This window comes from Candidatus Flexifilum breve (assembly GCF_016713355.1).
In genome coordinates, this window is record NZ_JADJPI010000009.1 from 96,793 (window position 1) to 118,005 (window position 21,213).

Annotated in this window: 27 protein-coding genes and 2 pseudogenes; 17 read left to right on the top strand and 12 right to left on the bottom strand. The window is 60.5% G+C overall.

Going from position 1 to position 21,213, the window contains the following annotated elements:
- Positions 1 to 20: 20 nt before the first annotated feature.
- Entirely contained in the window at positions 21 to 1,061 is a 1,041-nt protein-coding gene (locus IPK17_RS09320) for an MFS transporter (protein ID WP_343417417.1), read from the bottom strand.
- Positions 1,062 to 1,917: 856 nt separating this feature from the next.
- Between IPK17_RS09320 and IPK17_RS09325 the strand changes: the two genes are divergently transcribed.
- The 6 genes from IPK17_RS09325 to IPK17_RS09350 all read left to right on the top strand — a co-directional run bounded on the left by IPK17_RS09325 (position 1,918) and on the right by IPK17_RS09350 (position 5,856).
- Positions 1,918 to 2,754 carry a CPBP family intramembrane glutamic endopeptidase gene (locus tag IPK17_RS09325; RefSeq protein WP_343417418.1) on the top strand — a complete coding sequence of 279 codons (837 nt, stop codon included), beginning with the start codon at positions 1,918 to 1,920 and terminating at the stop codon, positions 2,752 to 2,754.
- Positions 2,747 to 2,947, top strand: a complete 201-nt coding sequence (locus IPK17_RS09330) for a hypothetical protein (protein ID WP_343417419.1) — start codon at positions 2,747 to 2,749, stop codon at positions 2,945 to 2,947. The genes IPK17_RS09325 and IPK17_RS09330 overlap by 8 nt, the downstream gene beginning before the upstream one ends.
- Entirely contained in the window at positions 2,944 to 4,071 is a 1,128-nt protein-coding gene (locus tag IPK17_RS09335; protein WP_343417420.1) for a hypothetical protein, read from the top strand. The genes IPK17_RS09330 and IPK17_RS09335 overlap by 4 nt, the downstream gene beginning before the upstream one ends.
- 77 nt (positions 4,072 to 4,148) lie before the next feature.
- The gene (locus IPK17_RS09340) at positions 4,149 to 4,553 is read left to right on the top strand and encodes a toll/interleukin-1 receptor domain-containing protein (protein ID WP_343417421.1); all 405 of its coding nucleotides are present in this window, start codon (positions 4,149 to 4,151) and stop codon (positions 4,551 to 4,553) included.
- A complete protein-coding gene (locus IPK17_RS09345; protein ID WP_343417422.1) occupies positions 4,553 to 5,185 on the top strand; it encodes a hypothetical protein in 633 nt (210 codons plus the stop codon). The genes IPK17_RS09340 and IPK17_RS09345 overlap by 1 nt, the downstream gene beginning before the upstream one ends.
- Entirely contained in the window at positions 5,155 to 5,856 is a 702-nt protein-coding gene (locus IPK17_RS09350) for a beta-propeller domain-containing protein (RefSeq protein ID WP_343417423.1), read from the top strand. Before IPK17_RS09345 ends, IPK17_RS09350 begins: the two co-directional genes overlap by 31 nt.
- A gap of 89 nt (positions 5,857 to 5,945) precedes the next feature.
- On the opposite strand, the gene IPK17_RS09355 is transcribed toward IPK17_RS09350, so the two are convergent.
- From IPK17_RS09355 to IPK17_RS09375, 5 genes are all read right to left on the bottom strand, one after another.
- Positions 5,946 to 6,362, bottom strand: a complete 417-nt coding sequence (locus IPK17_RS09355; RefSeq protein ID WP_343417424.1) for a transposase — start codon at positions 6,360 to 6,362, stop codon at positions 5,946 to 5,948.
- 1,065 nt (positions 6,363 to 7,427) lie between these two features.
- Entirely contained in the window at positions 7,428 to 8,063 is a 636-nt protein-coding gene (locus IPK17_RS09360) for a M1 family aminopeptidase (RefSeq protein WP_343417425.1), read from the bottom strand.
- Positions 8,044 to 8,193, bottom strand: coding sequence for a hypothetical protein (locus IPK17_RS09365; RefSeq protein WP_343417426.1), 150 nt, complete (start codon positions 8,191 to 8,193; stop codon positions 8,044 to 8,046). The genes IPK17_RS09360 and IPK17_RS09365 overlap by 20 nt, the downstream gene beginning before the upstream one ends.
- Positions 8,190 to 8,825: a gluzincin family metallopeptidase gene (locus IPK17_RS09370; RefSeq protein ID WP_343417427.1), complete on the bottom strand. Its 636-nt coding sequence runs from the start codon at positions 8,823 to 8,825 to the stop codon at positions 8,190 to 8,192. Before IPK17_RS09370 ends, IPK17_RS09365 begins: the two co-directional genes overlap by 4 nt.
- 12 nt (positions 8,826 to 8,837) lie before the next feature.
- Positions 8,838 to 9,815: a M23 family metallopeptidase gene (locus tag IPK17_RS09375; RefSeq protein ID WP_343417428.1), complete on the bottom strand. Its 978-nt coding sequence runs from the start codon at positions 9,813 to 9,815 to the stop codon at positions 8,838 to 8,840.
- Between the two features lie 167 nt (positions 9,816 to 9,982).
- On the opposite strand from IPK17_RS09375, the pseudogene IPK17_RS09380 reads away from it, so the two are divergent.
- Positions 9,983 to 10,398 (top strand): annotated as a pseudogene (locus tag IPK17_RS09380) (VOC family protein).
- Positions 10,399 to 10,579: 181 nt separating this feature from the next.
- Here IPK17_RS09380 and IPK17_RS09385 read toward each other — a convergent pair.
- Together IPK17_RS09385 and IPK17_RS09390 are read right to left on the bottom strand one after the other, a co-directional pair.
- On the bottom strand, positions 10,580 to 11,167 hold the full coding sequence (locus IPK17_RS09385; protein WP_343417429.1) for a dihydrofolate reductase family protein: 588 nt from the start codon (positions 11,165 to 11,167) through the stop codon (positions 10,580 to 10,582).
- 43 nt (positions 11,168 to 11,210) lie between these two features.
- Positions 11,211 to 11,927 carry a DUF3238 domain-containing protein gene (locus IPK17_RS09390; protein WP_343417430.1) on the bottom strand — a complete coding sequence of 239 codons (717 nt, stop codon included), beginning with the start codon at positions 11,925 to 11,927 and terminating at the stop codon, positions 11,211 to 11,213.
- Between the two features lie 216 nt (positions 11,928 to 12,143).
- Here IPK17_RS09390 and IPK17_RS09395 point away from each other — a divergent pair, with 216 nt between their 5' ends.
- From IPK17_RS09395 to pyrH, 8 genes and pseudogenes are all read left to right on the top strand, one after another.
- Complete coding sequence (locus IPK17_RS09395; protein ID WP_343417431.1) at positions 12,144 to 12,365, top strand: glycosyltransferase family 2 protein; 222 nt, start codon at positions 12,144 to 12,146, stop codon at positions 12,363 to 12,365.
- 2 nt (positions 12,366 to 12,367) lie between these two features.
- A complete protein-coding gene (locus IPK17_RS09400) occupies positions 12,368 to 12,604 on the top strand; it encodes a glycosyltransferase (protein ID WP_343417467.1) in 237 nt (78 codons plus the stop codon).
- 85 nt (positions 12,605 to 12,689) lie between these two features.
- Positions 12,690 to 12,878 carry a hypothetical protein gene (locus IPK17_RS09405; RefSeq protein ID WP_343417432.1) on the top strand — a complete coding sequence of 63 codons (189 nt, stop codon included), beginning with the start codon at positions 12,690 to 12,692 and terminating at the stop codon, positions 12,876 to 12,878.
- Positions 12,879 to 13,173: 295 nt separating this feature from the next.
- Entirely contained in the window at positions 13,174 to 13,386 is a 213-nt protein-coding gene (locus tag IPK17_RS09410) for a hypothetical protein (RefSeq protein ID WP_343417433.1), read from the top strand.
- Positions 13,387 to 13,542: 156 nt separating this feature from the next.
- Positions 13,543 to 14,448, top strand: a complete 906-nt coding sequence (locus tag IPK17_RS09415; RefSeq protein ID WP_343417434.1) for an SGNH/GDSL hydrolase family protein — start codon at positions 13,543 to 13,545, stop codon at positions 14,446 to 14,448.
- 171 nt (positions 14,449 to 14,619) lie between these two features.
- Positions 14,620 to 15,107 (top strand): annotated as a pseudogene (gene rpsB, locus IPK17_RS41010) (30S ribosomal protein S2).
- 188 nt (positions 15,108 to 15,295) lie between these two features.
- Entirely contained in the window at positions 15,296 to 15,838 is a 543-nt protein-coding gene (locus tag IPK17_RS09430; RefSeq protein WP_343417437.1) for a translation elongation factor Ts, read from the top strand.
- A gap of 100 nt (positions 15,839 to 15,938) precedes the next feature.
- Complete coding sequence (pyrH, locus tag IPK17_RS09435) at positions 15,939 to 16,661, top strand: UMP kinase (protein WP_343417438.1); 723 nt, start codon at positions 15,939 to 15,941, stop codon at positions 16,659 to 16,661.
- A gap of 66 nt (positions 16,662 to 16,727) precedes the next feature.
- Here the strand turns inward: pyrH and IPK17_RS09440 are convergent, their stop codons facing one another.
- The 4 genes from IPK17_RS09440 to IPK17_RS09455 form a co-directional block, all read right to left on the bottom strand.
- Complete coding sequence (locus tag IPK17_RS09440; RefSeq protein WP_343417439.1) at positions 16,728 to 17,156, bottom strand: TolB family protein; 429 nt, start codon at positions 17,154 to 17,156, stop codon at positions 16,728 to 16,730.
- A gap of 151 nt (positions 17,157 to 17,307) precedes the next feature.
- The gene (locus IPK17_RS09445) at positions 17,308 to 18,432 is read right to left on the bottom strand and encodes a toll/interleukin-1 receptor domain-containing protein (RefSeq protein ID WP_343417440.1); all 1,125 of its coding nucleotides are present in this window, start codon (positions 18,430 to 18,432) and stop codon (positions 17,308 to 17,310) included.
- Positions 18,433 to 18,660: 228 nt separating this feature from the next.
- Entirely contained in the window at positions 18,661 to 19,869 is a 1,209-nt protein-coding gene (locus tag IPK17_RS09450) for a hypothetical protein (RefSeq protein WP_343417441.1), read from the bottom strand.
- Positions 19,862 to 20,242 carry a CPBP family glutamic-type intramembrane protease gene (locus IPK17_RS09455; RefSeq protein WP_343417442.1) on the bottom strand — a complete coding sequence of 127 codons (381 nt, stop codon included), beginning with the start codon at positions 20,240 to 20,242 and terminating at the stop codon, positions 19,862 to 19,864. Before IPK17_RS09455 ends, IPK17_RS09450 begins: the two co-directional genes overlap by 8 nt.
- 23 nt (positions 20,243 to 20,265) lie before the next feature.
- Between IPK17_RS09455 and IPK17_RS09460 the strand changes: the two genes are divergently transcribed.
- On the top strand, positions 20,266 to 20,586 hold the full coding sequence (locus IPK17_RS09460) for a hypothetical protein (protein ID WP_343417443.1): 321 nt from the start codon (positions 20,266 to 20,268) through the stop codon (positions 20,584 to 20,586).
- Positions 20,561 to 20,800 carry a hypothetical protein gene (locus IPK17_RS09465; protein WP_343417444.1) on the top strand — a complete coding sequence of 80 codons (240 nt, stop codon included), beginning with the start codon at positions 20,561 to 20,563 and terminating at the stop codon, positions 20,798 to 20,800. The genes IPK17_RS09460 and IPK17_RS09465 overlap by 26 nt, the downstream gene beginning before the upstream one ends.
- The last annotated feature ends 413 nt before the right edge of the window (positions 20,801 to 21,213 follow it).

Consider the following 21,213-nt stretch of genomic DNA (forward strand, 5'->3'; position numbering starts at 1 on the left):
CGTACCCCTTGGCAACTCGGTCAATCCGCGGGGGCGAGCCCCGCTGCTAATTGTACAGCATGTGGGTCACGCAGATAACGCAGGGTGACGAACAGCGCGCACAACACCATCACCAGCGCGACGAAGAACAGCACCTCATAGCCGAGGTTCTGCGCAATCGTCCCGGCGATGAACGGCGCGGCCAGCGACACAATCGCGGAAATGGTGTTGAACAGCCCGGCGTAGATTGGGCGCTGTTCCGGCGACGCATAGCTGATCACCCAGTTCTGATAGCTGATGAACAGGTTGCTCAGGGTGATGCCGGAGAGCAAAAAGCCGACGTACAGCGGGAACGGCCCGACGACCGACGCGATCAACGCGCTGATGGGCAGGAAGGCCGCGCCGACCAGCGCCAACCGGATGAACAACACGTTATTCTTCGCGCCCAGCCACGTATAGAGCAGTGCGCCGCTCACGCTGCCGACCGTTTGCAGCGCCAACAGCGTCGGCACGGCGACGGCGCTCGACAGGCCGAGCTGCACGGTCGCAAAGCCGATGTAGAATGGGCTGGCCATCGCGAACAGGCTGGTCAGCATGCGCGTGATGATGATGGCGCGGAACGGCTGATCGGTGCGCAGCACGCGCCCGAGGCTCGGCAGGAATTCGCCCAAGGACGGGATCTTTTCGAGGGCTTTGCCGCTTGGGAGTTCGTGAATGAGCGTCGTCGGGATGATCGAGAGTGCGAACAGCACACCCGCCGCGGCAAATAGAATCGCATAGTTGTTGGGGAAACCCGGGCCGCCGCTGCCCAGCACCACGCCGATCAGCGGGGAGATGCCGAGCATGATCAGGCCGGAGCTGGCGGTCATGATGCCGAACATGCGCGCGCGCCAGCGGTTGTCCAGGCTCGACCCGGAGAGATCCGCCCACGGCACGCCGACGATGCCATCACCGATCGCCGTGATGCCGTAGCAGATCAGGAAGGCGATGAGATCGCTTCCGGTCGCGCCGCGCCGAACACGACGATCAAGCCCGCGAAGATCAGCATGACGAAACGCACCGGGATATTGCCGGCCCGGCAAACCACCACTTTTTGCGCTCAAAGCGCACGATGTAGCGCGATGAACAACTGCGGCAGCGTCCAACCCACATCAAACAGGCTGGACGAGAGGCCAATCAGGATTTCTGAGCTGGTGAGGCGGCGGATGAAATCGGGAATCAGGTGCTCGGCCCGAGGATATTCATCGCCAGGGTGAAAAGAATGCCATCGGTCAAAAGAAGACGAAGTTTTTTGCGGTAGACTTTTCGCGTTGGTCTGGGGATAGGTTGCGACTGTCAGCGTGCGTCATGCGAGTCCTGTCATGAAATCGAATGCATATCATTCTGCCTTGTTCTGTCAGCGCTCACAATGTCCAGTTGGTTTTGGCTGGTTGGTTGGTTTGATCGTGTTGAAAAAGGTCAAATTCCGCCCCCAGCCTCCTGCCGTGAACCGGAATTGGTTTTCGTAGGGACGCGATCAAGAGGGTGCCTAATCAGCCCCTCAACCCTCGACCCCTACTCCCGCGCAAGCGAGGAGAAGGGGGGAAATGCAGTTGTGTCCCGCCCCCGTTGATGTGGGAGCGGGACGGCTTGCGCAGCCCGCCGGGTGAGGGGTGGTATGAAACGTCTTTTTGGACCCTCTTGATCGCGTCCACTGATCGCAACCACTTACAGCAACCCATAGGTGACGCTTTAAATACCCTCATGCCTCGTCCCTACAATTGATTGCCTTCCCTGACAACCCCGTGGCTGACAACCCACCGCTCAACCATTCAGGCAAATCCCGCCACGCAGATTCAAAGTTGCGGTAAAATACGGGGAGGCGAAGCATGGTGCTTCGCCTCTTTTGCCGTTTCGGGGATAACGTTGAGCATTCGCAAGACACAACGCAGAATTTTAATGGCGTTCATCGGGGTGCATTTTGCGCTGGCGGCGGTCGTCAATCTGGTGTTTTTCGCCGGGAATGCCTTTAGCCCGCTGGCGTCGGCGACCGGCGGTCTGTTGACCGGATCACTGCTGGTCAATGTGGTGTTCATCGGCCTGCTCGTCGGTTGGATGATTGTGCAACGTGGGCGGCTGCGCCCCTACGACGTCGGCCTGATCCCGTTGCATATCCCGATGGGCATCATCTACACGTTTGGCTTCTGGGCCATGGCGCAGATCGTGCATCTGGTCTTCAGCCTGCTGACCTACGGCGCGGTCACACTGAACCCGGAATGGGTGAGCAACGCCAACATGATGATCGGCCTGATCCTCGCGCAGGTGATCGGCAACGCGCTGTTCGAAGAGATTGCGTACCGCGGCTTCCTGTTCCCGCAGATCTACCTGCATCTCGACGGCTGGCGGCATCGCCCGTGGTGGCGTTTGGGCGCGGCGATTCTGATCTCGCAGGGGGTGTTCGCGCTCTCGCACATCCCGAATCGCCTGTATCTCGGCATGTCGCTCGACCAGATCGCGCCAGATCTACTGCTCCTGCTCGGCTGGGGTTTCCTCTATACCATCATCTATCTCCGCACCGATAACCTGTTTCTGGTGGTCGGCGTGCATGCGCTGGGCAACGCGCCCTCAACGCTGTTCGCGACGGCACCAGTCTTTGCAGGCGGCGGCGCGTCACTGTTCATGTACGCGCTGGTCGTCCTGCTGTTGTTCGGCGTGCCCATGCTCCGCGCCTACGGGCAGCGCTTCCGATTGGGCTTAGATTACGGCACACAAGAAGGAAGAAGAGAATATGTATAAACGCGGAAAAGACGAGGACGACGGCCTCGATTCCCTGCGCAGCGATTTTGGCAGCGAGGAGGAACTTGGCGACGAACGCGGGTTCCTCGACGATGTCGCGCCTGCCGAGGACGAGGCTGAGGATCAGTCCCGCGAGAAGCGTCCGTCCGGGGTGCCGGGAATGTCAGCTTCATCGGCGGCATTTTCCGCGTGATCGGCATCGCGCTGGTCTCCGTGCTGATCTTCCTGCTGATTGGCGTGGGCATCACCTTTGGCCTGAGCGCGGCGGGTATCGTCGAGATCATCGACTTCTCGCGCGCCAGCGTCCCCGTGATTAGCCTGCTGCCGACGAGCGTGCCGCCCACTGATGCCCCGGTCAGCGTGCCGACACAGCCGCCGACGGAGGTCGCCGCCGCTGCCGCGCCGACCACGGACACCGCCGGTGGCCAGCCCGTACCTGTGCCCACGGCGACGCCGGAGAATGTCACCGTGATCCCGCCGACTCCGGTCACCGCGTGCACGGAAATGGCCGACTGGTGGGAGGATCAATCCGCCATCTATGCGACCTTCGCCGCACTGTCGATTGAACAGCCGCCGCAGACGCTGTTGGCGACCCTCCAGCAGATGCGCGTGCGCCGTGATGCTGCGCAGACTGCTGTGCTCGTGCCGTGCGTTGATCCGGTGCGCGGGGCGTTCGTCAGCGGTTACGACCTGCAGATTCGTGCCTTCGAAGCGGTCAACAACAGTGACCTGCCCGGTGCGCGCAGCCTCATGCTGATGGCTGGCGACGCTTATGCGCAAGCGCACGCCGGGCTGTGGCGCGCAGGCATCGCGACGGATGGCTCACCGCTGGCCAGCGGCATTGGGGCGGACAGCGGCGCGTCGTGCGGCGCATCGGCATGGTATCAGGCGGCCAAGGCGCAGCGCGATACGCTGCTTGACGCTTACCTTGCCGTCAACCCGGAGACGATGCCACCGCCGCAGATCCGCCAGAATCAGGACACGATGGCCGCCGCCGCCAGCAATGTGGCCACGCTGCAAACGCCTGCCTGCGCTTCGACGCCGTCCAACCTGCTCATCAACTACATGCAGGATCCGATCAACGCGCTGCAAATGCAGCTCGGCAGCAATCCCGCCGAAATTGAGCGGCTGATCAGCGTACAACAATCGCCTGCTGCTCAATGCGTGGCTGCATTATCTAGGGCTGGTTCCGTAAACAATTTTGTGCCCCTCACCCCCGACCCCTCTCCCACGCAAGCGGGGAGAGGGGAGAAAACGCGCTTTTGCTGTCTCCCCTCCCTGAATTCGGGGAGGGGTCGGGGGGGTAAGATCCTCTGAGTACCGCACAACGCTATTGAGGGGCGGACTTGTTACCCTCCGCCGCGTCCTGAAAAATAATCTATTCCGGAGTCCCGATGGCGCACGTGTTCATCTCCTATCACAAAGACAGCAGCCGTGCCTACGCGCGCCAGCTCGCCGATCATTTGATCGCGCGCGGCTTCGACGTATGGATCGACGACCGCATCGACTTTGGGTCGGAATGGGAACGCGCCATTTTCGAAGACGGACTGGATCGCGCGGCGGCAGTCGTCGTCATCATGACCAAGGGCGCATGGGAGAGCCGCTGGGTGCGGCGCGAACGCGAATACGCCGAATTCAAGCGCCTGCCGATCATCCCCCTGCGCGCGGAAGATTACATTTTCCCGCCCTACCTCGCGACGCAGTTTGTCGATGTGCGCGGCTGGGTGCTGCCGCCCGACACGTTCCTCGACGCGCTGGCCGAACTGGGCGTGACGCGGCGCGCTGATCGCGGCGCCTGATGGCGAAGGCGGTGCAGGTCGCGCAGGGCTCCGCGCCGACGATTGAGCGCATCCCGGTCGTGACGCCGACCAGCACACCGCCCGTTTCCTCCCCGCCGCCCATTGTCAGCCAGCGCCGCTCGCGCAGTTTGCTGCCGTTCGGCGCGGCCATCCTCGTAATCGTGATCGTCGCGGCTTTGCTGCTGCCGTCGCTGCTGCCCAACCCGGACGAAGTCGCGTCAACACCAACGCCTTCGCTGACGAACACCAGCGTGGTGATCGTGGATGCGGCGATCGCGACCTCGACTGATACGGCTTCACCCGAACCAACGATTGCGCCATCCGACACCGAGCCGCCGAATCCCGAAACGGAAGTCTGGCTCGACGTGACGCGCACCGCCGATGCATGGACGCCCAGACCGACCGGCACATTCACGGCGACGAATACCGCGACCGCCACCCGCGACGCCACGCAGACCTATGAACGCCTGCGCCAGAATCGCGACGCGACGCTCACCGCGCAAGCGCCCACGCCGAACGGCGGCGGACGGGCTGAAATTGTGTTCGTGTCGAATCGCGATGGAGATTACGACCTCTATGTGACGCATCTGACGGCACGAACGTGCGCCAGCTCACTGATGAGTCAGGCGTAGATGATTATCCGGCTTGGTCGCCGGACGGAGAGCAAATTACCTTTGCTGCTTATCGCGTGGACAATTGGGAAATCTACCTCATGGATGCCTCTGGGGAGAATCAGCGCCAGCTCACAATCAATCAGGCAGATGATTACGCGCCCGCGTGGCTAACCCAGGATCGACGTCTCGGTTTTACCTCGAACCGCGATGGTGACGACGAGATCTACACGGTTGGCGTGGATGGGACGAACCTCCAGCAGTTGACCTTCGACAATGCGCTCAATTCATCCGCGCAGTGGTCGCCGGATGGCCGCCGAATTCTTTACCTCTCCGATGACGGGATCGCCATCATGAACGCGGACGGTGGCGCGTACCAACTGACAATGGAAGGGTCACTGGATTACAGTGCCACCTGGTCGCCCGACGGCCAGCAGATTCTGTTCACCCGGGGGTTTTTCGCAGATGCAGAGATCTACGTTATGCGGGCAGATGGGACGGCGCTGCAAAACCTCACTGACCGTGAAGGGGAAGATTATCAGGCGGCGTGGTCACCCGATGGCAGTCACATCGTCTTTAGCTCGGATCGCGACGGCGATCGCGACCTCTACAGCATGAATGCCGATGGGTCGAACGTCCGTCAAATCACGAATACGGACGGCGATGATATCGCCCCCGATTGGCGTCCGTAGAGACAACCTCATCATTCAATCCCCTCTCCTCTAGGCTGAGGAGAGGACATGTTGTCAAGTGAGCCGTGTGTCTGGGATAAACGTAAAGCCTAGACACACGGTGTGCCGTTGAACGACTTGCGCGAAGTAACGTAGGCCTTCCCGAAAGAGACTCCACAGGCGCCGGAAAGCATCGTTAGGGCGACGGACCAGGGTTGGGCGCAACCTGCCGCGACCGCTTGACTGCCGAGCGCGACCATCCAAGCATAGGCAATGGCCAAGAGGATGAGCAGGTTCGCGACGTGGTGGGGAGAACGTAGGCGACTGTCGCCCCAATGCCAACCGCCACTTTTCAGGTCACGAAAACTTTGCTCCTGCCAATTGCGCCGCGCATACTCGTATCCGGTGAGCCGTTCATCATTAGTCACCAGCGCCCACGGTTCGTCGTAACCAACGCCCCACAATGCCCGAGCGTGCGCCTCAATCCGTCCCCGCTGCTTGAAGACCCGACCCGCCTGCCTCCACACCCTCGCCCGGTTGGACTCTGGCGAGCGATGCGATAGTCGGCATCTTCAGTCACGATTTTAGTCTGACAGGTTACGCGGAACAGATAGCGCCAGCCAGGCTCTGACCACCCGGCATAAGGCGGGCGAACAGCCAATCCCCGGTCGGCTAAGACGAGGACCGACGCCAGATCGCCGATGCCTGCTTTCACCGCTTGCAGGTAGGGCGCGAATCATCCCAACTTGTCCTCGGCCGGATACGCTGCTTCGCTGTTGGCTCGGTAGGTGCGCCACGCTAACGGCAATAGCGTCCTTGCCACGCCACTCCCACCAGCATGACCCCAATCCGGTCGTGGAGCTTCGTTTCATCCACGAGCAACGTGATCTCTGCGCCCCCACGACAACTCACCACCCAGCGACTCCAGGCCTCGAAAAAACGCCCCCAAGTCCACCGCCTCGTTGTCCAACCAGCGCCGAAACCGCCGCGCGGTGCTTTCCACTTGCTCTCCACAGCTGGTGGCTTGGGCAATTGCCCCTTGCTGGCAGCTTTTTGCCTGTATCACCCCGTAGCTAAACAGCGCCACATTCGCTCGTTGCCAACTATTGAAACCCGGTAAATGGGCTGACAACAGTCTCTCCCATTGGTACAGTAATGGATAGTTCATCGCTCATACTCGGTTTGCTTGGTCGCTACCAGTGTGAACGATGAACTCCCTGCTTTTCAACCCCTTTCCCAAACATGTCCTCTCCTCAGCACGCAAGCGGGGAGAGGGGAGACGAACACTGTTTTTGCTGCCTCCCCTCCCTGAATTCGGTTGAGGACAGGACACTTTTAACATGGGGAACCATTAAGGCGCTTGTTTGAGGGAAAACGTGTTGTGTAGGGACGCGCAACGGCGCGTCCGTTTCGCGCCCAATCCGGCGGACGCCCCGTTGGGCGTCCCTACAATTCCCTCGATTGTTAAAACTGTCCCTCCGTCAACTGAATTCGGGGAGGGGCCGGGGGTGGGGTCAGAGAAGCGTTATCCGTAACTCACGTTAGTCTCTAACATGCCTCGGCGCGCCCTGCTCGTGAAGCGCTCAGGCACATTACGGCAGCTCGGGCAGCGCTTTGCGGTACAGCCACGCGTTGAAGAAGTCCGTGTAATCCTCCCCGGTGACCTCGTTGACGACCGCGATGAAATCCTCGGTGGTGGCGTTGCTGTAAGCGTAGCGTTCGAGCCACGTCCGCGCGATGGCGAAGAAGTCGGCGTCGCCCACTTCCAGGCGCAGCGCGTGGAGCGTCATGCCGCCGCGCTCGTACACGCTGTAATTGAGGACATCCTCGGCGGGTGGGTCGCCGGGCGGCGGGTAGGTTTCGCTGTCTTCCGCCGCATACTCGTAAATCGTCGCGACCCAGTCGTTGAAGGCATCCGCCCCGTAAGCGTGTTCGATCCACAAGCCTTCACAGTAGGTTGCCCAGCCCTCATGCAGCCAGATGTCGCGCCAATCGGCGATGGTCACGCTGTTGCCAAACCACTGGTGCGACAGTTCATGCGCGACGAACAGCTCCATTTCCAGCGGATCGGTGTCGGTGAAGATGTCGCTGCCAAACAGCGAGAGCGTTTGACTTTCAATTGCGCTCTCTGTGGTAGTGTTCACGACGACCGCGCCGTACACGTCGAACGGGTACGCGCCGAACAGGCTTTCATAGAAGTCGAGCATTTCACCCTGTCGGGCGATCACGCGGCGCGTCGGCGGGGATGCCCGCGTCGAAATAGTTGCGGATCGGCACGCCGTTCCCGCTCACAGCTTCGACCAGCTCGAAGCGCGCAATATTGATCGTCGTCAGGTAGCTCGCCATCGGCGCGTTCACAGCGCTGATCGTCGGGTCGTGTCGCCGTTGTCGATGATTTCGCTGACAACGCCATTGGTCGCGACCGTGTACGGCTCGGGGACGGTGATCGCCAGTGTGTACAAGGCTTTATCCAGCGGATGATCGTTGACCGGGTAGAAGCTGGCGGCGCCATCTGGTTCACTCATGACGAAGATGCCGTCGCCGTAATTGATCCAACCCGTTAACCCCGCAAAGCCCTGCGACTGCATCTCCTCCGGCACGCCCGCATAGTGGATTGTCGCCGTGAACTTGCTCCCGGTGACCAACACGGTTTCCGGCGTGATGGTGAGTTCTTGTCCGGCGCGGCTGACCTCAGCGGGCGCGTGCTCCACCGTCGCCTCGAGCACGTCGAAGCCGACCAGATCGAGATTGAAGCTGCTGAGATCGGCGGTGGCAATCGCATCGATGGTGACCACCCCGTCAAGTGTGCCCGCCTCCGGGTCAACCGTCAGATTGAGATCGTACAACTGCACATCGTACCCGCCGTTGCCGAATTCCGGGTAACGTGAGTCGCCGATGCCGGGTGCGCCGGGCTGCGCGTCCTGCGCGAAGGCGGGCATCACGATGAGTAAGAGAGCAGTGATGAAGATAACCGCTGAACGCAGGGACATCGTGTTACCTCTCTACGGCACCCACATTTCTACGAATTGTACGCTGTCTACCCAATCACCATTTCCGGCTAGTTCCCAATGAAAGTGCGGGCCGCTCGTGCGTCCGGTGTCGCCCGTCGTGCCGATCACCTGACCTTTTTCGACGTCCAACCCGCGCGTTACGTGCGTCGTCGAAAAGTGCGCGTAGCCCGTGAACACCCCGTACCCATGATCGATCAGCACATAGTTGCCGCGAATCGGCAGCGTCCCGGCGAAGACGACGCGCCCCGCCGCCGACGCCAGCACGGGCTGACCCAGTGTCGTGCGAATGTCCCACCCGGTGTGGCGCGTGTTCAGCGTGCCGTTGAACGTGCGGAACGCGCCGAACGGTGAGGTGAGCGCGGCGGGAATCGGCAGTTGAAAGCCCGTCTCATCCCAGCGGCGTTCCTGCTCATAGCCGCTGATGATGCTTTCCAGCCGCGCCAGTTCGTTTTGTTCGGTCTCCGTGTCCAGCAGATAGCCTTTGTCCGGCGCGAGCGTCACCTGCTGGCGGATGAAGCTGCCCTGCACGATCTCCACATTCGCTTCGAGCGTCGCCCGCGTGCCGTCGGTGAACGTGACGTAGACCGCGAGCGCGTTCTCGCGTCCGGTCGCCTGTTCCATACCCGTCGCAATCAGGCCGTAAAAGTCATCCTCAATCGGGAAGAAGTCGATCAGATCGCCGAGGAACAGCGCGCGCGCATTGGCGATGTCATTGCCGACCACGCGCATCAAGTCCGTGGTGCCCTGCGGCAGCACCTGAAAGAAGAAATGCAGTTGGGCGCGGTCGTTTTCCGCAATCAGGAAGGAGGCCGGGCGCGCGCCGCGGGTGGGCAGCGGGATCGGCGTTCCGGCGACCGCATCCAACCCGGATTCATCGGTGGGCGGCGGCTGATCCTGCGCGCGCAGCGGCAGGACGATGAAGGTGAGCAGGACGAGTAGGAGTGACAGCAGGCGGGTTAAGCGGTTCAAGCGCGTGATCCTCAAGTCGGGCGGTCTGCGCTTTATGATCCCCATGCCCCGCCGGAATGCAACGGGCGACTGCCTGACGCTGCTGACATAGGGTTGTCACACGCGGGGGGTAAGCTGAGATCAAGTTGGGAGAGTGAAGGAGAAATTGGACCATGACACACATGACTCTGCTGCGCGGCGTGGCGACGATCAGCTTTACGCGAACGATGTGGCGGCGGCGAAAGACTGGTACAGCGCATTGCTCGGTCTTGAGCCGTACTTTCAACGCCCGGATGCGGTCAACCCAGCCTATGTCGAATTCCGCCTCGGCGATTACCAGCACGAACTCGGCATCATCGACCGCCGCTACCAGCCGCCAGCGGCGGCGGTGGGCGTGGGCGGGGCAGTCGTCTTCTGGCATGTCGATGACATCGAAGCGGCCCTGACCCGCGTCAAGGGGATGGGCGCGACCGAATATGAGCCGTTGATCAAGCGCGAGGCGGGCTTTATCACGGCCTCGGTGCTCGATCCGTTCGGCAACATCCTCGGCCTGATGTACAACCCACATTACCTCACGGTGCTGGGGGAGAGCCAATCAGCCTAGGACGCGATGTGAATTTGGCCTCACCCCTAAATAGCATTGTCCGGTACTCAGATTGTCTTACCTCACCCTCATCCTCTCCCCGAATTCTTGAGGACGGGAAGACTTCACGAGTGCGCAGTCTTCTCGTCACCATTCTGAGAGAGGTGATTGAGGGGTGAGGCTAAACACAATGCCGCGTGGATCAGCCGCTGCGCGCGGGACGGTAGCGCTGATACAGCACGCCCGTGGGCAGCAGCTCGGACGAGACGAGCGTCAGGTTGACGCGCTTGCCCTCCGGCCACAGGCGCTTCCCCGTCCCCAGCACCAGCGGATACACGTGCAGCACGTATTCATCCACGAGGTCGTGTTCGATCAACGTATGCGCGAGCACGCTGCTGCCATCCAGCATGATATTTTTGCCTTCGGCCTGTTTGAGTTCGCGCACCGTTTCGACCACGTTCTGGCGGATCAGCGTCGAATTGCGCCACGCCTGCGCCGACGAGAGCGTCGTCGAAACGACATACTTGTTCAAGGCGTTCATGGTATTGCCAAACGGATCGTCCACCATTGGCTCAAACGCGCCGCCATGAATTTCCCAAGTCTTGCGCCCGAGCAGCAGCGTATCGGTGTTGGCCATCGCGTCGAAAAAGTGCTGACCTATCGAGTCGTGCCAGTAGGGAAAGGTCCACCCGCCGTGGGTGAAGCCCCCATCCAGATCTTCGTCTTGGCCACCCGGCGCTTGAATCACGCCATCGAGCGTGATGAACTCCGCGATCATCAACTGTCGCATGCTGTCTCCTCTACATCAGTTCCTATGCGGACTCATGTGTCGATCATTGGTCTGTGTGAAAGCGAGCCGCAGGTTCGCGCTTGATCACCGCCTCCACGTTGACCGGGCGGGTCGGCGCGCCAGTGATGTTGGCGGCGGTCGCTCCCTCCTCCACGTCGAATTGAAAGACGGGCTCGCCGACCTCGGAGCCGTTGAAGGCCACATACATTTCAAACGCGGGATACGTCTCGATCATCCCCTCGAAGCGCACGGTGGCGGCGCTGTTATCGGCGCTCAGCCGGATGGTGATCGTGCCGTATAGGTCGACATTCGGCGCGAGCTTGACGTTGGCGACCTTCAGGCAGGGATTCTTGGCACTCGCCTTGAGATCGATGCTGAACGTGCCGTCCGCTTCCGCCGCGACGAAATTCTCAAAGTGCATATGGTTGGTGTCGCCGTGCTGGCGGCACTTCTCCTCACCGCTGGTACAGTCGATCTCGACCGTCTCGTGGCAGTGGTGAAACTCGTAGACCACTTTCTTTTTCTGCACATCGATTTCGACTTCGGAGTGCAGCCGCGACTGGGCATGCACATTATTGCTAAAAGTGCGGTCGTCGGTGAGAAAGCAGCGATTCACCACCCACAGCGTCGTCAGCATGGTTTTCCCGGCGTGTTTCCCGGCAGGTACCGTCTCCGCCCCTGTATAGGTGGAAGGAATAAATGCGTTCACCCACAGCTTAATTGTATGAATGCGCCCATTCGTCATTGGTCGATCCGTCATGTCTGCTCCCGATCTGGGCAACCGCCTGCCCACAGCACAGATCACCGCTCATCCACAAGGACGAACGGTGCGGCGCGGCTGCTTCTATTTCATTTTACATTGCATTCATTATCGAGCGCCTGCGGGAACGCTGCCTGAGCAGTAGATAAGCATCTGGTGACAGGCACAGACTATGCTATAATCCGCCGCCGTAAGGCATATTGAAGGCGACGAACAATGCAAATGAAAACGGCGGAAAAACGATCGACGCCCAGCGCGAAACGACTGACGTTGAGCGTGTTGATCCCCTGTTACAGTGAGCGCGATACGATTGAAGCCGTGCTGGATCGCGTCGAAGCGGTGGGACTGGCCGACGAAATCATCATCGTGGATGACGGTTCCACGGATGGGACGCTTGAGGTGCTGCGCCAGATTGAAGCGCAGAACCGCCCGCACTGAAGATCGTCTATCACCCACAGAACGCGGGTAAAGGCGCGGCGCTCGTCACCGCGTTCAAACACGCGACCAGCGACATTTTCCTCATTCAGGACGCCGATTTCGAATACGACCCGCGCGAATACCCGGTGCTGCTGCGCCGCTCGAAGAAGGCATCTCCCAAAGTGGTGTACGGATCGCGCTTCCTTGGCGGGCCGCGCAAGGCGATGAACTTCTGGAACATGGTCGCCAACAAGTCCTGACCCTGACGACCAACATCCTCTACAACTCCATCCTCAGCGATATGGAGACGTGCTATAAGGTCTTCCGCCGCGAAGTCGTCGAGGGATGGTGATCCACGCCAAGCGCTTTGAATTTGAGCCGGGATTCACGGCGAAAGTACTCAAGCAGGGCATTCGCATCTACGAAGTGCCGATCTCGTACAACGGACGCGAATGGACGGAAGGCAAGAAGATCAAGTGGACGGATGCGCCGATTGCGCTCTGGACGCTGATCAAGTACCGCTTTGTCAACTAATTGACGCGCTCACTGCAAACATACGCACTCTATCTCCACATCCTCGCATTTCTGATCGTCCTCGCCATCGGCGCGGGGGCGGGGCTGGTGCCCGGTGCGCAGACGACGAACCTCCAACTGAACACCAGCTCCATCTATCTGGCGGTTGATCGCGGCGTGGTGTTTGCGCCCGGCGCCTGTGTGAACGTCGAATGGCGGGTCGACGGCGTGCGGGAAGTCTATTTCGATAATCAGCCGAGCATCGGTCAAGACGCGCAGCAGGTGTGCTTACAGAGCGAGACGACGCCCGCGCTCGGTGGTCTTGGTCGATGGCAGCGTCAACGAATACACACTCCCAGTTCAGTTTTTCATCCACCAGCCGCTGGCGCTGTTTCTGCTGTTGGCCAGTATTGGTATCGGCATCTCGCTGCTGGCGCTGCTGGTACTCCCCGCCATCGACCCCGCGTCCGGAGCACAGCACCCACCACCCAGCCAGCGGCAGCAGGCTGGTCCCAACGCGTTTTGGTGACAGTCGGCGCCGTCACGCTGGTGCTCCTGGAGTGTCGCGCTCAGCCTGGAACTGGCGCTGCGCTTCATCTTCACCAACTTTGGCACCGAATCAGATCGCATCAGTTACATCTACACCCGCGAAGAAGTCAACGAACTCAACCGCTCGGCGGTCGTGTTGCCGTTTATCGGTTACACCTTGAATCCAGCCGTCGACGGCTACAATGCTTTCGGGCTGCGCGGACCAGAAATCACCCCTGAAAAACCGGCCGGGACGTTTCGCATCATCGCCCTCGGCGATTCGTCGACGTTTGGCGCCACCGAAGATACCGACACCTATCCGGCGTGGCTGCAGCGTATTCTGCGGGAAGACTATGGCCTGACCAACGTCGAGGTGATCAATGCGGGCGTGCAGGGCTACACAACGTGGCACACGCTCAGCAACTTCGAATTCCGCATGCTGGAGCTCGATCCGGATCTGATCATCTTTTACCAGTCCGTGCTTGATATTTCAGGGCGGGCCGCCAACCCGGATTGTTACCGGGGCACCAACCTCCTGCGCGGGCTCGACCCACGGAATGTGATGGTGAGCAGCTATAACCAGGGGACGTTCAGTATCAGCACGCTGTACCGCTTCCTCACGATTAAGCTGGGGCTGGAACGTGATCCCGCCGATCCGAGTTCAAGCGCGTCGGAGACCTACATCACGTGCGATGACGGGCCGACCTATACAGATGCCGAAGCGTATGCGCTCAACCCGCCGGTGTACTACGAACGCAACCTACGCAGCCTGATCGGGATCGCGCAGATTCAGGGCGTCGATCTGCTGCTCAGCACGTGGGCCTACGACCGCGCTGATCCCAAAGCGGTTCCCGAATGGCGGGCGGCAGCCGATGAGCAGAATGCCATTGTGACGCAGTTGGCCAATCAGTACGACCTGCCATACATTGATTATGCGGCGCAGGCTCCCGAAGGAATTGAGATGTGGGTCGATCACCTGCACCTGAACGGCGAAGGTTCGCGCCTGCAGGCCGAAGCCTATGCGGCGTATCTGGTCGAACAGGGGATCATTCCTGCGTCGTGAGGACGCGATCCCTCATCTTGAAAGCGCTTACCCGCTCTGCTAGAATGCCGTGATGGGTGCAGACCCAAATTTCACACGCCCGGACTCGGCGGCGTGTTGTCGCGTAGAGCGATGATCCGCCGGGGGTGAACGGCGTGCTTGTACACAAACACGAACCTTTAGGAGAACGCAATGCCCACGCAAGTTACCATGAAGGCGCTTCTCGAAACGGGCGTCCACTTCGGTCACCGCACGACCAAATGGAACCCGAAGATGAAGCCGTACATCTTCACGGAACGCAACGGTATCCACATCATTGACCTGCAGCAGACGCTGGTCAATCTCAACAGCTATGCTGATATGCTGCGCGGAAGCTGCAAGAACGCCTCGGTGGCATCCGCAACATGAAGAAGCTGCCCGACGTGCTGCTGGTCATCGACACCATGCGCGAAGTCACGGCGGTCAAGGAAGCAAACACGCTCAAGATTCCGGTGATGGCGCTGGCGGATACCAACAGCAACCCGGATACGATTGACTACGTCATCCCGGCGAACGACGATGCCGTGCGCGCGATCAAGCTGCTCATCGGGGCGCTGGCAGATGCCATCCTCGAAGGCCAGCAGATGCGCAAGCCCGATGACTTCGGTCAGGACGGCGACAGCAGCGCCCCCGGTGTTTGAAGCGGCGAGCAAATACGACGAAGTCGAAGACGATGAAGCGCTGCTGGGCGCATCGACGCTGGCGAAGCTCCGCAACACCAAGCTGTTTGAAGAAGAGACCGAGGAATAAACTCTATGGCGATCACGGCACAACAGGTCAAAGACTTGCGCGAAATGACGGGCGCGGGTCCCTCGATTGCAAGAAAGCGTTGGAAGCCACCAACGGCGATGTTGAAAAAGCCGCCGCGTTCCTGCGTGAAAAGGGGCTGGCGAAGGCGGCTAAGAAGCTGACCGCGGGCCGCTCGATGAACGAAGGCCTGATCGAAAGCTACCTGCACTTCACCAAGCGCCTCGGCGTGATGGTCGAAGTCAACTGCGAAACCGACTTCGTCGCCAACACGGACGCCTTCAAGAAGTTCGCCAAGGAAGTCGCGCTGCACATTGCGAACCTGAACCCGCAGTTTGTGAAGCGTGACGACGTGCCCGCCGACCTGGTCGAAAGCGAACGTCAGGTGCTGCTGGCGCGCACGTTCAACGAAGGCAAGAAGCCGGAAGTCGCAGAAAAGATCGTCGCCGGTCGCCTCGACAAGTTCTATCAGGACATCGTCCTCATGGAACAGCCGTGGCTCAAGGATGACAGCAAGACTATCAGCCAACTGCTGGCCGAAACCGTCGCGGAAGTCGGCGAAAGCATCGAAATTCGCCGTTTCGCCCGTTTCGAAATCAGCACGCCGGTCGACGTACCCGAATAACCGATGCTCGGACGACCGCGGTATACCGTTTTCTAGTGTTAACGAAGGGGATGAACATTTCGTGTTCATCCCCTTTTTTATGCCCAGAGGAGGCAAGGCGATGCAAGAGAAACCCGTCTATAACCGGATCATGCTGAAGATGAGCGGCGAGGCGCTGGCAGGGGATCACGGCTACGGCATTGATCCCGATCGCGCGGAGGAAATTGGCGAGAAGATCAAGACCATTCACGACCTTGGCGTGCAGATCGCCATCGTGATCGGCGGGGGGAACATCTGGCGCGGCGCGCAAGGCGTGGAACGCGGCATGGAACAGAGCACCGCCGACCACATCGGCATGATCGCCACCGTCATGAACGGGCTGGCGCTGCAAGACGCGCTCGAACGGCTGGGCGTCTCCACCCGCGTCCAGACCGCCATCGAAATGAAAGCGGTCGCCGAGCCGTATATCCGGCTGCGCGCCATTCGCCACATGGAAAAAGGCCGCGTGGTGATCATCGCGGGCGGCACGGGCAACCCCTACTTCACCACCGACACGGCGGCGGCGCTGCGCGCGGTCGAAGTGAACGCGGAGATCGTCATCAAGGCGACCAAGGTCAACGGCGTGTATTCGGCAGACCCCAAGAAGTTCCCGGATGCGACCCGTTACGAAACGCTCAGCTACAAGCAGGTGCTGACGGATCGCTTGCAGGTGATGGATATGACCGCCTTCACCCTGTGCGAAGAGAACAAGATGCCGATCCTCGTACTGGATCTGTGGTCGGGCGACGACCTCAAGCGCGCCGTGCTCGGCGATCACAGCGTGGGCACACTCATTCAGGCGTAAGCGCACAAGATCAACCTCACCCCAACCCCTCTCCTAGAGGAGAGGGGCTTTAGGGTGCGGTTGGCGTTAGGGACGCCAATCGGACCCATAGTCATAGGCCGAATGGGTAGTCAAGCGGCGGACATTCGATCCATCGACGTTCATGCTGAAGATTTCGTACGCCCCACCCCGCAGCGTCGTAAATGTGAGCCAATTGCCATCCGGCGACCACATCGGGCTACCGTTTTCCAAGGCATTATTGGTGAGGTTGCGGATGTTGCTCCCATCGACGTTCATTATGTAGATGTCCCGGTTCCGCGCAAAGGCGATCATCTGACCATCCGGGGATAATGCGGGACCAAAATCGTTTTCCGTACCAATCGTGAGATCATACGATCCTGTGCCGTCGGCATTCATGACCGCGATATCACCATCCGCATAGTAGACGATCCGTCGCCCATCAGGAAACCAGTTCGCCCAAAAATCGTTCACTACATTGTAGGTGAGCTGCTGCAAGTTGGTGCCATCTACGCCGATGGTATAAATTTCATAATCCCCATCATGGTTTGAACTGAACGCAACACGCTGATCACCGATGACCCACGAGGCGCGCTGTCATCGGCCATGTCCGCCGTTAAGCGTCGCTGTTGAGAGCCATCCGCGTTCATCACGTAGATTTCCGAATTCCCATCGCGTTCTGAGGCAAAAGCAATTTGATTTCCATCCGGCGACCAACGTGGTGAGCGATCCGCTGCATCGTTTGTGGTGAACGCCGCACGTCAGTTCCGGCAATATTCATCACGTAAATTTCAAAGTCCCCGTCTCGATCTGAGGCAAACACAATCTCGCCCCGTCCGCCACCGTTCGGCGTGGGGGCTTGTGCGGTGAGCGTGGCGTCGCGATTCTGGCGCAGACGTTCATAGGTTTGCGTGGCGTCTCGGGTGGCGGTCGGCAGATCGGTCGCGGTGAATGTCCCGGTCGGCGTATCCGTCCACGCCGCTGCGGTGCGCGTCACGTCGAGCCAGACCTCGGTTTCGGGATTAGGCGGCTCGGTGTCGGTTGGTACAAGGGTTGGTTCGGGTGAAGGTGTATCGGTAGCGGTAACGGTAGCGGTCGCGGCGTCCGCAATAACCGGGCTGGTATTCGTCAGCGAAGGCGTTGGCGTCGACGCGACTTCGTCCGGGTTGGACAGCAGCGACGGCAGAAGCAAAGCAGCGACAATGACGATCACGAGGAGCGCCGCGCCGAAGGGGAGCAGACTGCGCGACCGTTTCTGCGTCACAATGGGCGGTGGCGAGGAAACGGACGGTGTGCTGTTCGGCGTCACGACCGGGATACGCTCAATGGTCGGCGCGGAGCCCTGCGCGACCTGCACCGCTTTGGCTACATCCGCGCCGCGATCAGCGCGCCGGGTCACGCCCACTTCTTCCAGCGCGTCGAGGAAGGTGTCCGGCGGCAGCACCCAGCCGCGCACATCGACAAACTGCGTCGCCATGTAGGGTGGGAAAATGTAGTCTTCAGCGCGCAGCGGGATGATCGGCAAACGCTTGAATTCGGCGTATTCGCGCTCACGCCGCACCCAGCGGCTCTCCCACGCGGCTTTGGTCATGATGACGATGACCGCCGCCGCGCGATCCAGTCCGTCGTCAAAAATGGCGCGTTCCCACTCCGACCCAAAGTCGATGCGGTCGTCGATCCACACGTCAAAGCCCTGCGCGATCAGGTGATCGGCGAGCTGGCGCGCGTAGGCACGGCTGCTGTCTTTGTGATACGAGATGAACACGTGCGCCATCGGGACTCCGTGCTGCCTACGTCGAACCTAATTTCAGGAAGAAGCCTATTTCTGGCCGAAAGGCGACTGTCCAACCTCACCCCCGGCCCCTCTCCTCTAGGAGAGGGGGAGCCAAGACAGTTTAAAGTCCCCTCTCCTCTTTTCGGAGAGGGGATTTAGGGGTGAGGTGAGACCAAATGCCGATTCTGACCTCGCGCCTCGTCCGTAGACGGCGCATACGGCTCCGCGTTACGGAACCAGCCCCAGATAATACAGCCACGCATTGAGCAGCAGACGATTGTTGTACGCGCTGATCAGCCGCTCAATTTCGGCGGGATTGCTGCCGGCTCGCATTTGCAGCGCGTTGATCAGATCCTGCATGTAGTTGATGAGCAGGTTGGACGGCGTCGACGCGCACGCAGGCGTTTGCAGCGTGGCCACATTGCTGGCGGCGGCGGCCATCGTGTCCTGATTCTGGCGGATCTGCGGCGGCGGCATCGTCTCCGGGTTGACGGCAAGGTAAGCGTCGAGCAGGGTATCGCGCTGCGTTTTGGCCGCCTGATACCAAGCCTCAGCGCCGCACGATGCGCCGCTGTCCGCCCCAATGCCGCTGGCGAGCGGTGAGCCATCGGTCGCGATGCCCGCGCGCCACAGTCCGGCGTGCGCTTGCGCATAGGCCTCGCCAGCCATCAACATGAGGCTGCGCGCCCCCGGCAGATCACTGTTGTTGACCGCTTCGAAGGCACGAATCTGGAGGTCATAACCATTGACGAAGGCCGTCCGCACCGGATCGATACACGGCACGAGCACAGCAGCCTGCGCGGCATCACGGCGCACGCGCATTTGCTGGAGCGTCGCCAGCAGCGTTTGCGGCGGCTGTTCGACTGACAGCGCGGCGAAGGTCGCATAGATGGCGGATTGATCCTCCCACCAGTCGGCCATTTCCGCACAGGCGGTGACCGGAGTCGGCGGGATCACAGTGACATTTTCCGGCGTCGCCGTGGGCACAGGTACGGGCTGGCCTCCGGCACTGTCCGTGGTCGGCGCAGCAGCGGCGGCGACTTCCGTCGGCGGCGGCTGTGTCGGCACGCTGACCGGGGCATCGGTGGGCGGCACGCTCGTCGGCAGCAGGCTGATCACGGGGACGCTGGCGCGCGAGAAGTCGATGATCTCGACGATGCCCGCCGCGCTCAGACCAAAGGTGATGCCCACGCCAATCAGCAGGAAGATCAGCACGGAGACCAGCGCGATGCCGATCACGCGGAAAATGCCGCCGATGAAGCTGACATTCCCCGGCACCCCGGACGGACGCTGCTCGCGGGGCTTGTCCTCAGCGTCGTCCTCAGCAGGCGCGACATCGTCGAGGAACCCGCGTTCGTCGCCGAGTTCCTCCTCGCTGCCAAAATCGCTGCGCAGGGAATCGAGGCCGTCGTCCTCGTCTTTTCCGCGTTTATACATATTCTCTTCTTCCTTCTTGTGTGCCGTAATCTAAGCCCAATCGGAAGCGCTGCCCGTAGGCGCGGAGCATGGGCACGCCGAACAACAGCAGGACGACCAGCGCGTACATGAACAGTGACGCGCCGCCGCCTGCAAAGACCGGTGCCGTCGCGAACAGCGTTGAGGGCGCGTTGCCCAGCGCATGCACGCCGACCACCAGAAACAGGTTATCGGTGCGGAGATAGATGATGGTGTACAGGAAACCCCAGCCGAGCAGGAGCAGCAGATCCGGCGCGATCTGGTCGAGCGACATGCCGAGATACAGGCGATTCGGGATGTGCGAGAGCGCGAACACCCCTGCGAGATCAGAATCGCCGCGCCCAAACGCCACCACGGGCGATGCCGCCAGCCGTCGAGATGCAGGTAGATCTGCGGGAACAGAAAGCCGCGGTATGCAATCTCTTCGAACAGCGCGTTGCCGATCACCTGCGCGAGGATCAGGCCGATCATCATGTTGGCGTTGCTCACCCATTCCGGGTTCAGTGTGACCGCGCCGTAGGTCAGCAGGCTGAAGACCAGATGCACGATCTGCGCCATGGCCCAGAAGCCAAACGTGTAGATGATGCCCATCGGGATATGCAACGGGATCAGGCCGACGTCGTAGGGGCGCAGCCGCCCACGTTGCAGAATCATCCAACCGACGAGCAGGCCGATGAACACCACATTGACCAGCAGTGATCCAGTCAACAGACCGCCGGTCGCCGACGCCAGCGGGCTAAAGGCATTCCCGGCGAAAAACACCAGATTGACGACCGCCGCCAGCGCAAAATGCACCCCGATGAACGCCATTAAAATTCTGCGTTGTGTCTTGCGAATGCTCAACGTTATCCCCGAAATGGCAAAAAGAGGCGAAGCACCATGCTTCGCCTCCCGTATTTTACCGCAACTTTGAATCTGCGTGACGGGATTTACCTGAATGGTTGAGCGGTGGGTTGTCAGCCACGGGGTTGTCAGGGGAAGGAAATCAATTGTAGGGACGAGGCATGAGGGTATTTAAAGCGTCGCCTGTGGGTTGGTGTAAGTGGTTGCGATCAGTGAACGCGATCAAGAGGGGGCTAAAAGGCGTTTCATACCACCCCTCACCCGGCTGGCTGCGCAAGCCGTTCCGCTCCCACGTCAACGGGGGGCGGGACACAACTGCATTTCTCCCCTTCTCCTCGCTTGCGCGGGAGTAGAGGTCGGGGGTTGAGGGGCTGATTAGACACCATCTTGATCGCATCCCTACGAAAACTAATTCGGTTTGGCGAGCAGTGTTGGCTCCCCTGCCTGAATTCCGGGTGGGGTCGGATGCAGCGGACGCAACGA

Coding starts and splice junctions, on each gene's coding strand:
- IPK17_RS09325 (WP_343417418.1), top strand. CDS start 1,918: ATGGCGTTCATCGGGGTGCATTTTGCGCTGGCGGCGGTCGTCAATCTG.
- IPK17_RS09330 (WP_343417419.1), top strand. CDS start 2,747: ATGTATAAACGCGGAAAAGACGAGGACGACGGCCTCGATTCCCTGCGC.
- IPK17_RS09340 (WP_343417421.1), top strand. CDS start 4,149: ATGGCGCACGTGTTCATCTCCTATCACAAAGACAGCAGCCGTGCCTAC.
- IPK17_RS09345 (WP_343417422.1), top strand. CDS start 4,553: ATGGCGAAGGCGGTGCAGGTCGCGCAGGGCTCCGCGCCGACGATTGAG.
- IPK17_RS09370 (WP_343417427.1), bottom strand. CDS start 8,825: ATGTCCCTGCGTTCAGCGGTTATCTTCATCACTGCTCTCTTACTCATC.
- IPK17_RS09385 (WP_343417429.1), bottom strand. CDS start 11,167: ATGCGACAGTTGATGATCGCGGAGTTCATCACGCTCGATGGCGTGATT.
- IPK17_RS09390 (WP_343417430.1), bottom strand. CDS start 11,927: ATGACGGATCGACCAATGACGAATGGGCGCATTCATACAATTAAGCTG.
- IPK17_RS09395 (WP_343417431.1), top strand. CDS start 12,144: ATGCAAATGAAAACGGCGGAAAAACGATCGACGCCCAGCGCGAAACGA.
- IPK17_RS09405 (WP_343417432.1), top strand. CDS start 12,690: ATGGTGATCCACGCCAAGCGCTTTGAATTTGAGCCGGGATTCACGGCG.
- pyrH (WP_343417438.1), top strand. CDS start 15,939: ATGCAAGAGAAACCCGTCTATAACCGGATCATGCTGAAGATGAGCGGC.
- IPK17_RS09445 (WP_343417440.1), bottom strand. CDS start 18,432: ATGGCGCACGTGTTCATCTCGTATCACAAAGACAGCAGCCGTGCCTAC.
- IPK17_RS09450 (WP_343417441.1), bottom strand. CDS start 19,869: ATGTATAAACGCGGAAAAGACGAGGACGACGGCCTCGATTCCCTGCGC.
- IPK17_RS09460 (WP_343417443.1), top strand. CDS start 20,266: ATGCAGGTAGATCTGCGGGAACAGAAAGCCGCGGTATGCAATCTCTTC.
- IPK17_RS09465 (WP_343417444.1), top strand. CDS start 20,561: ATGAACACCACATTGACCAGCAGTGATCCAGTCAACAGACCGCCGGTC.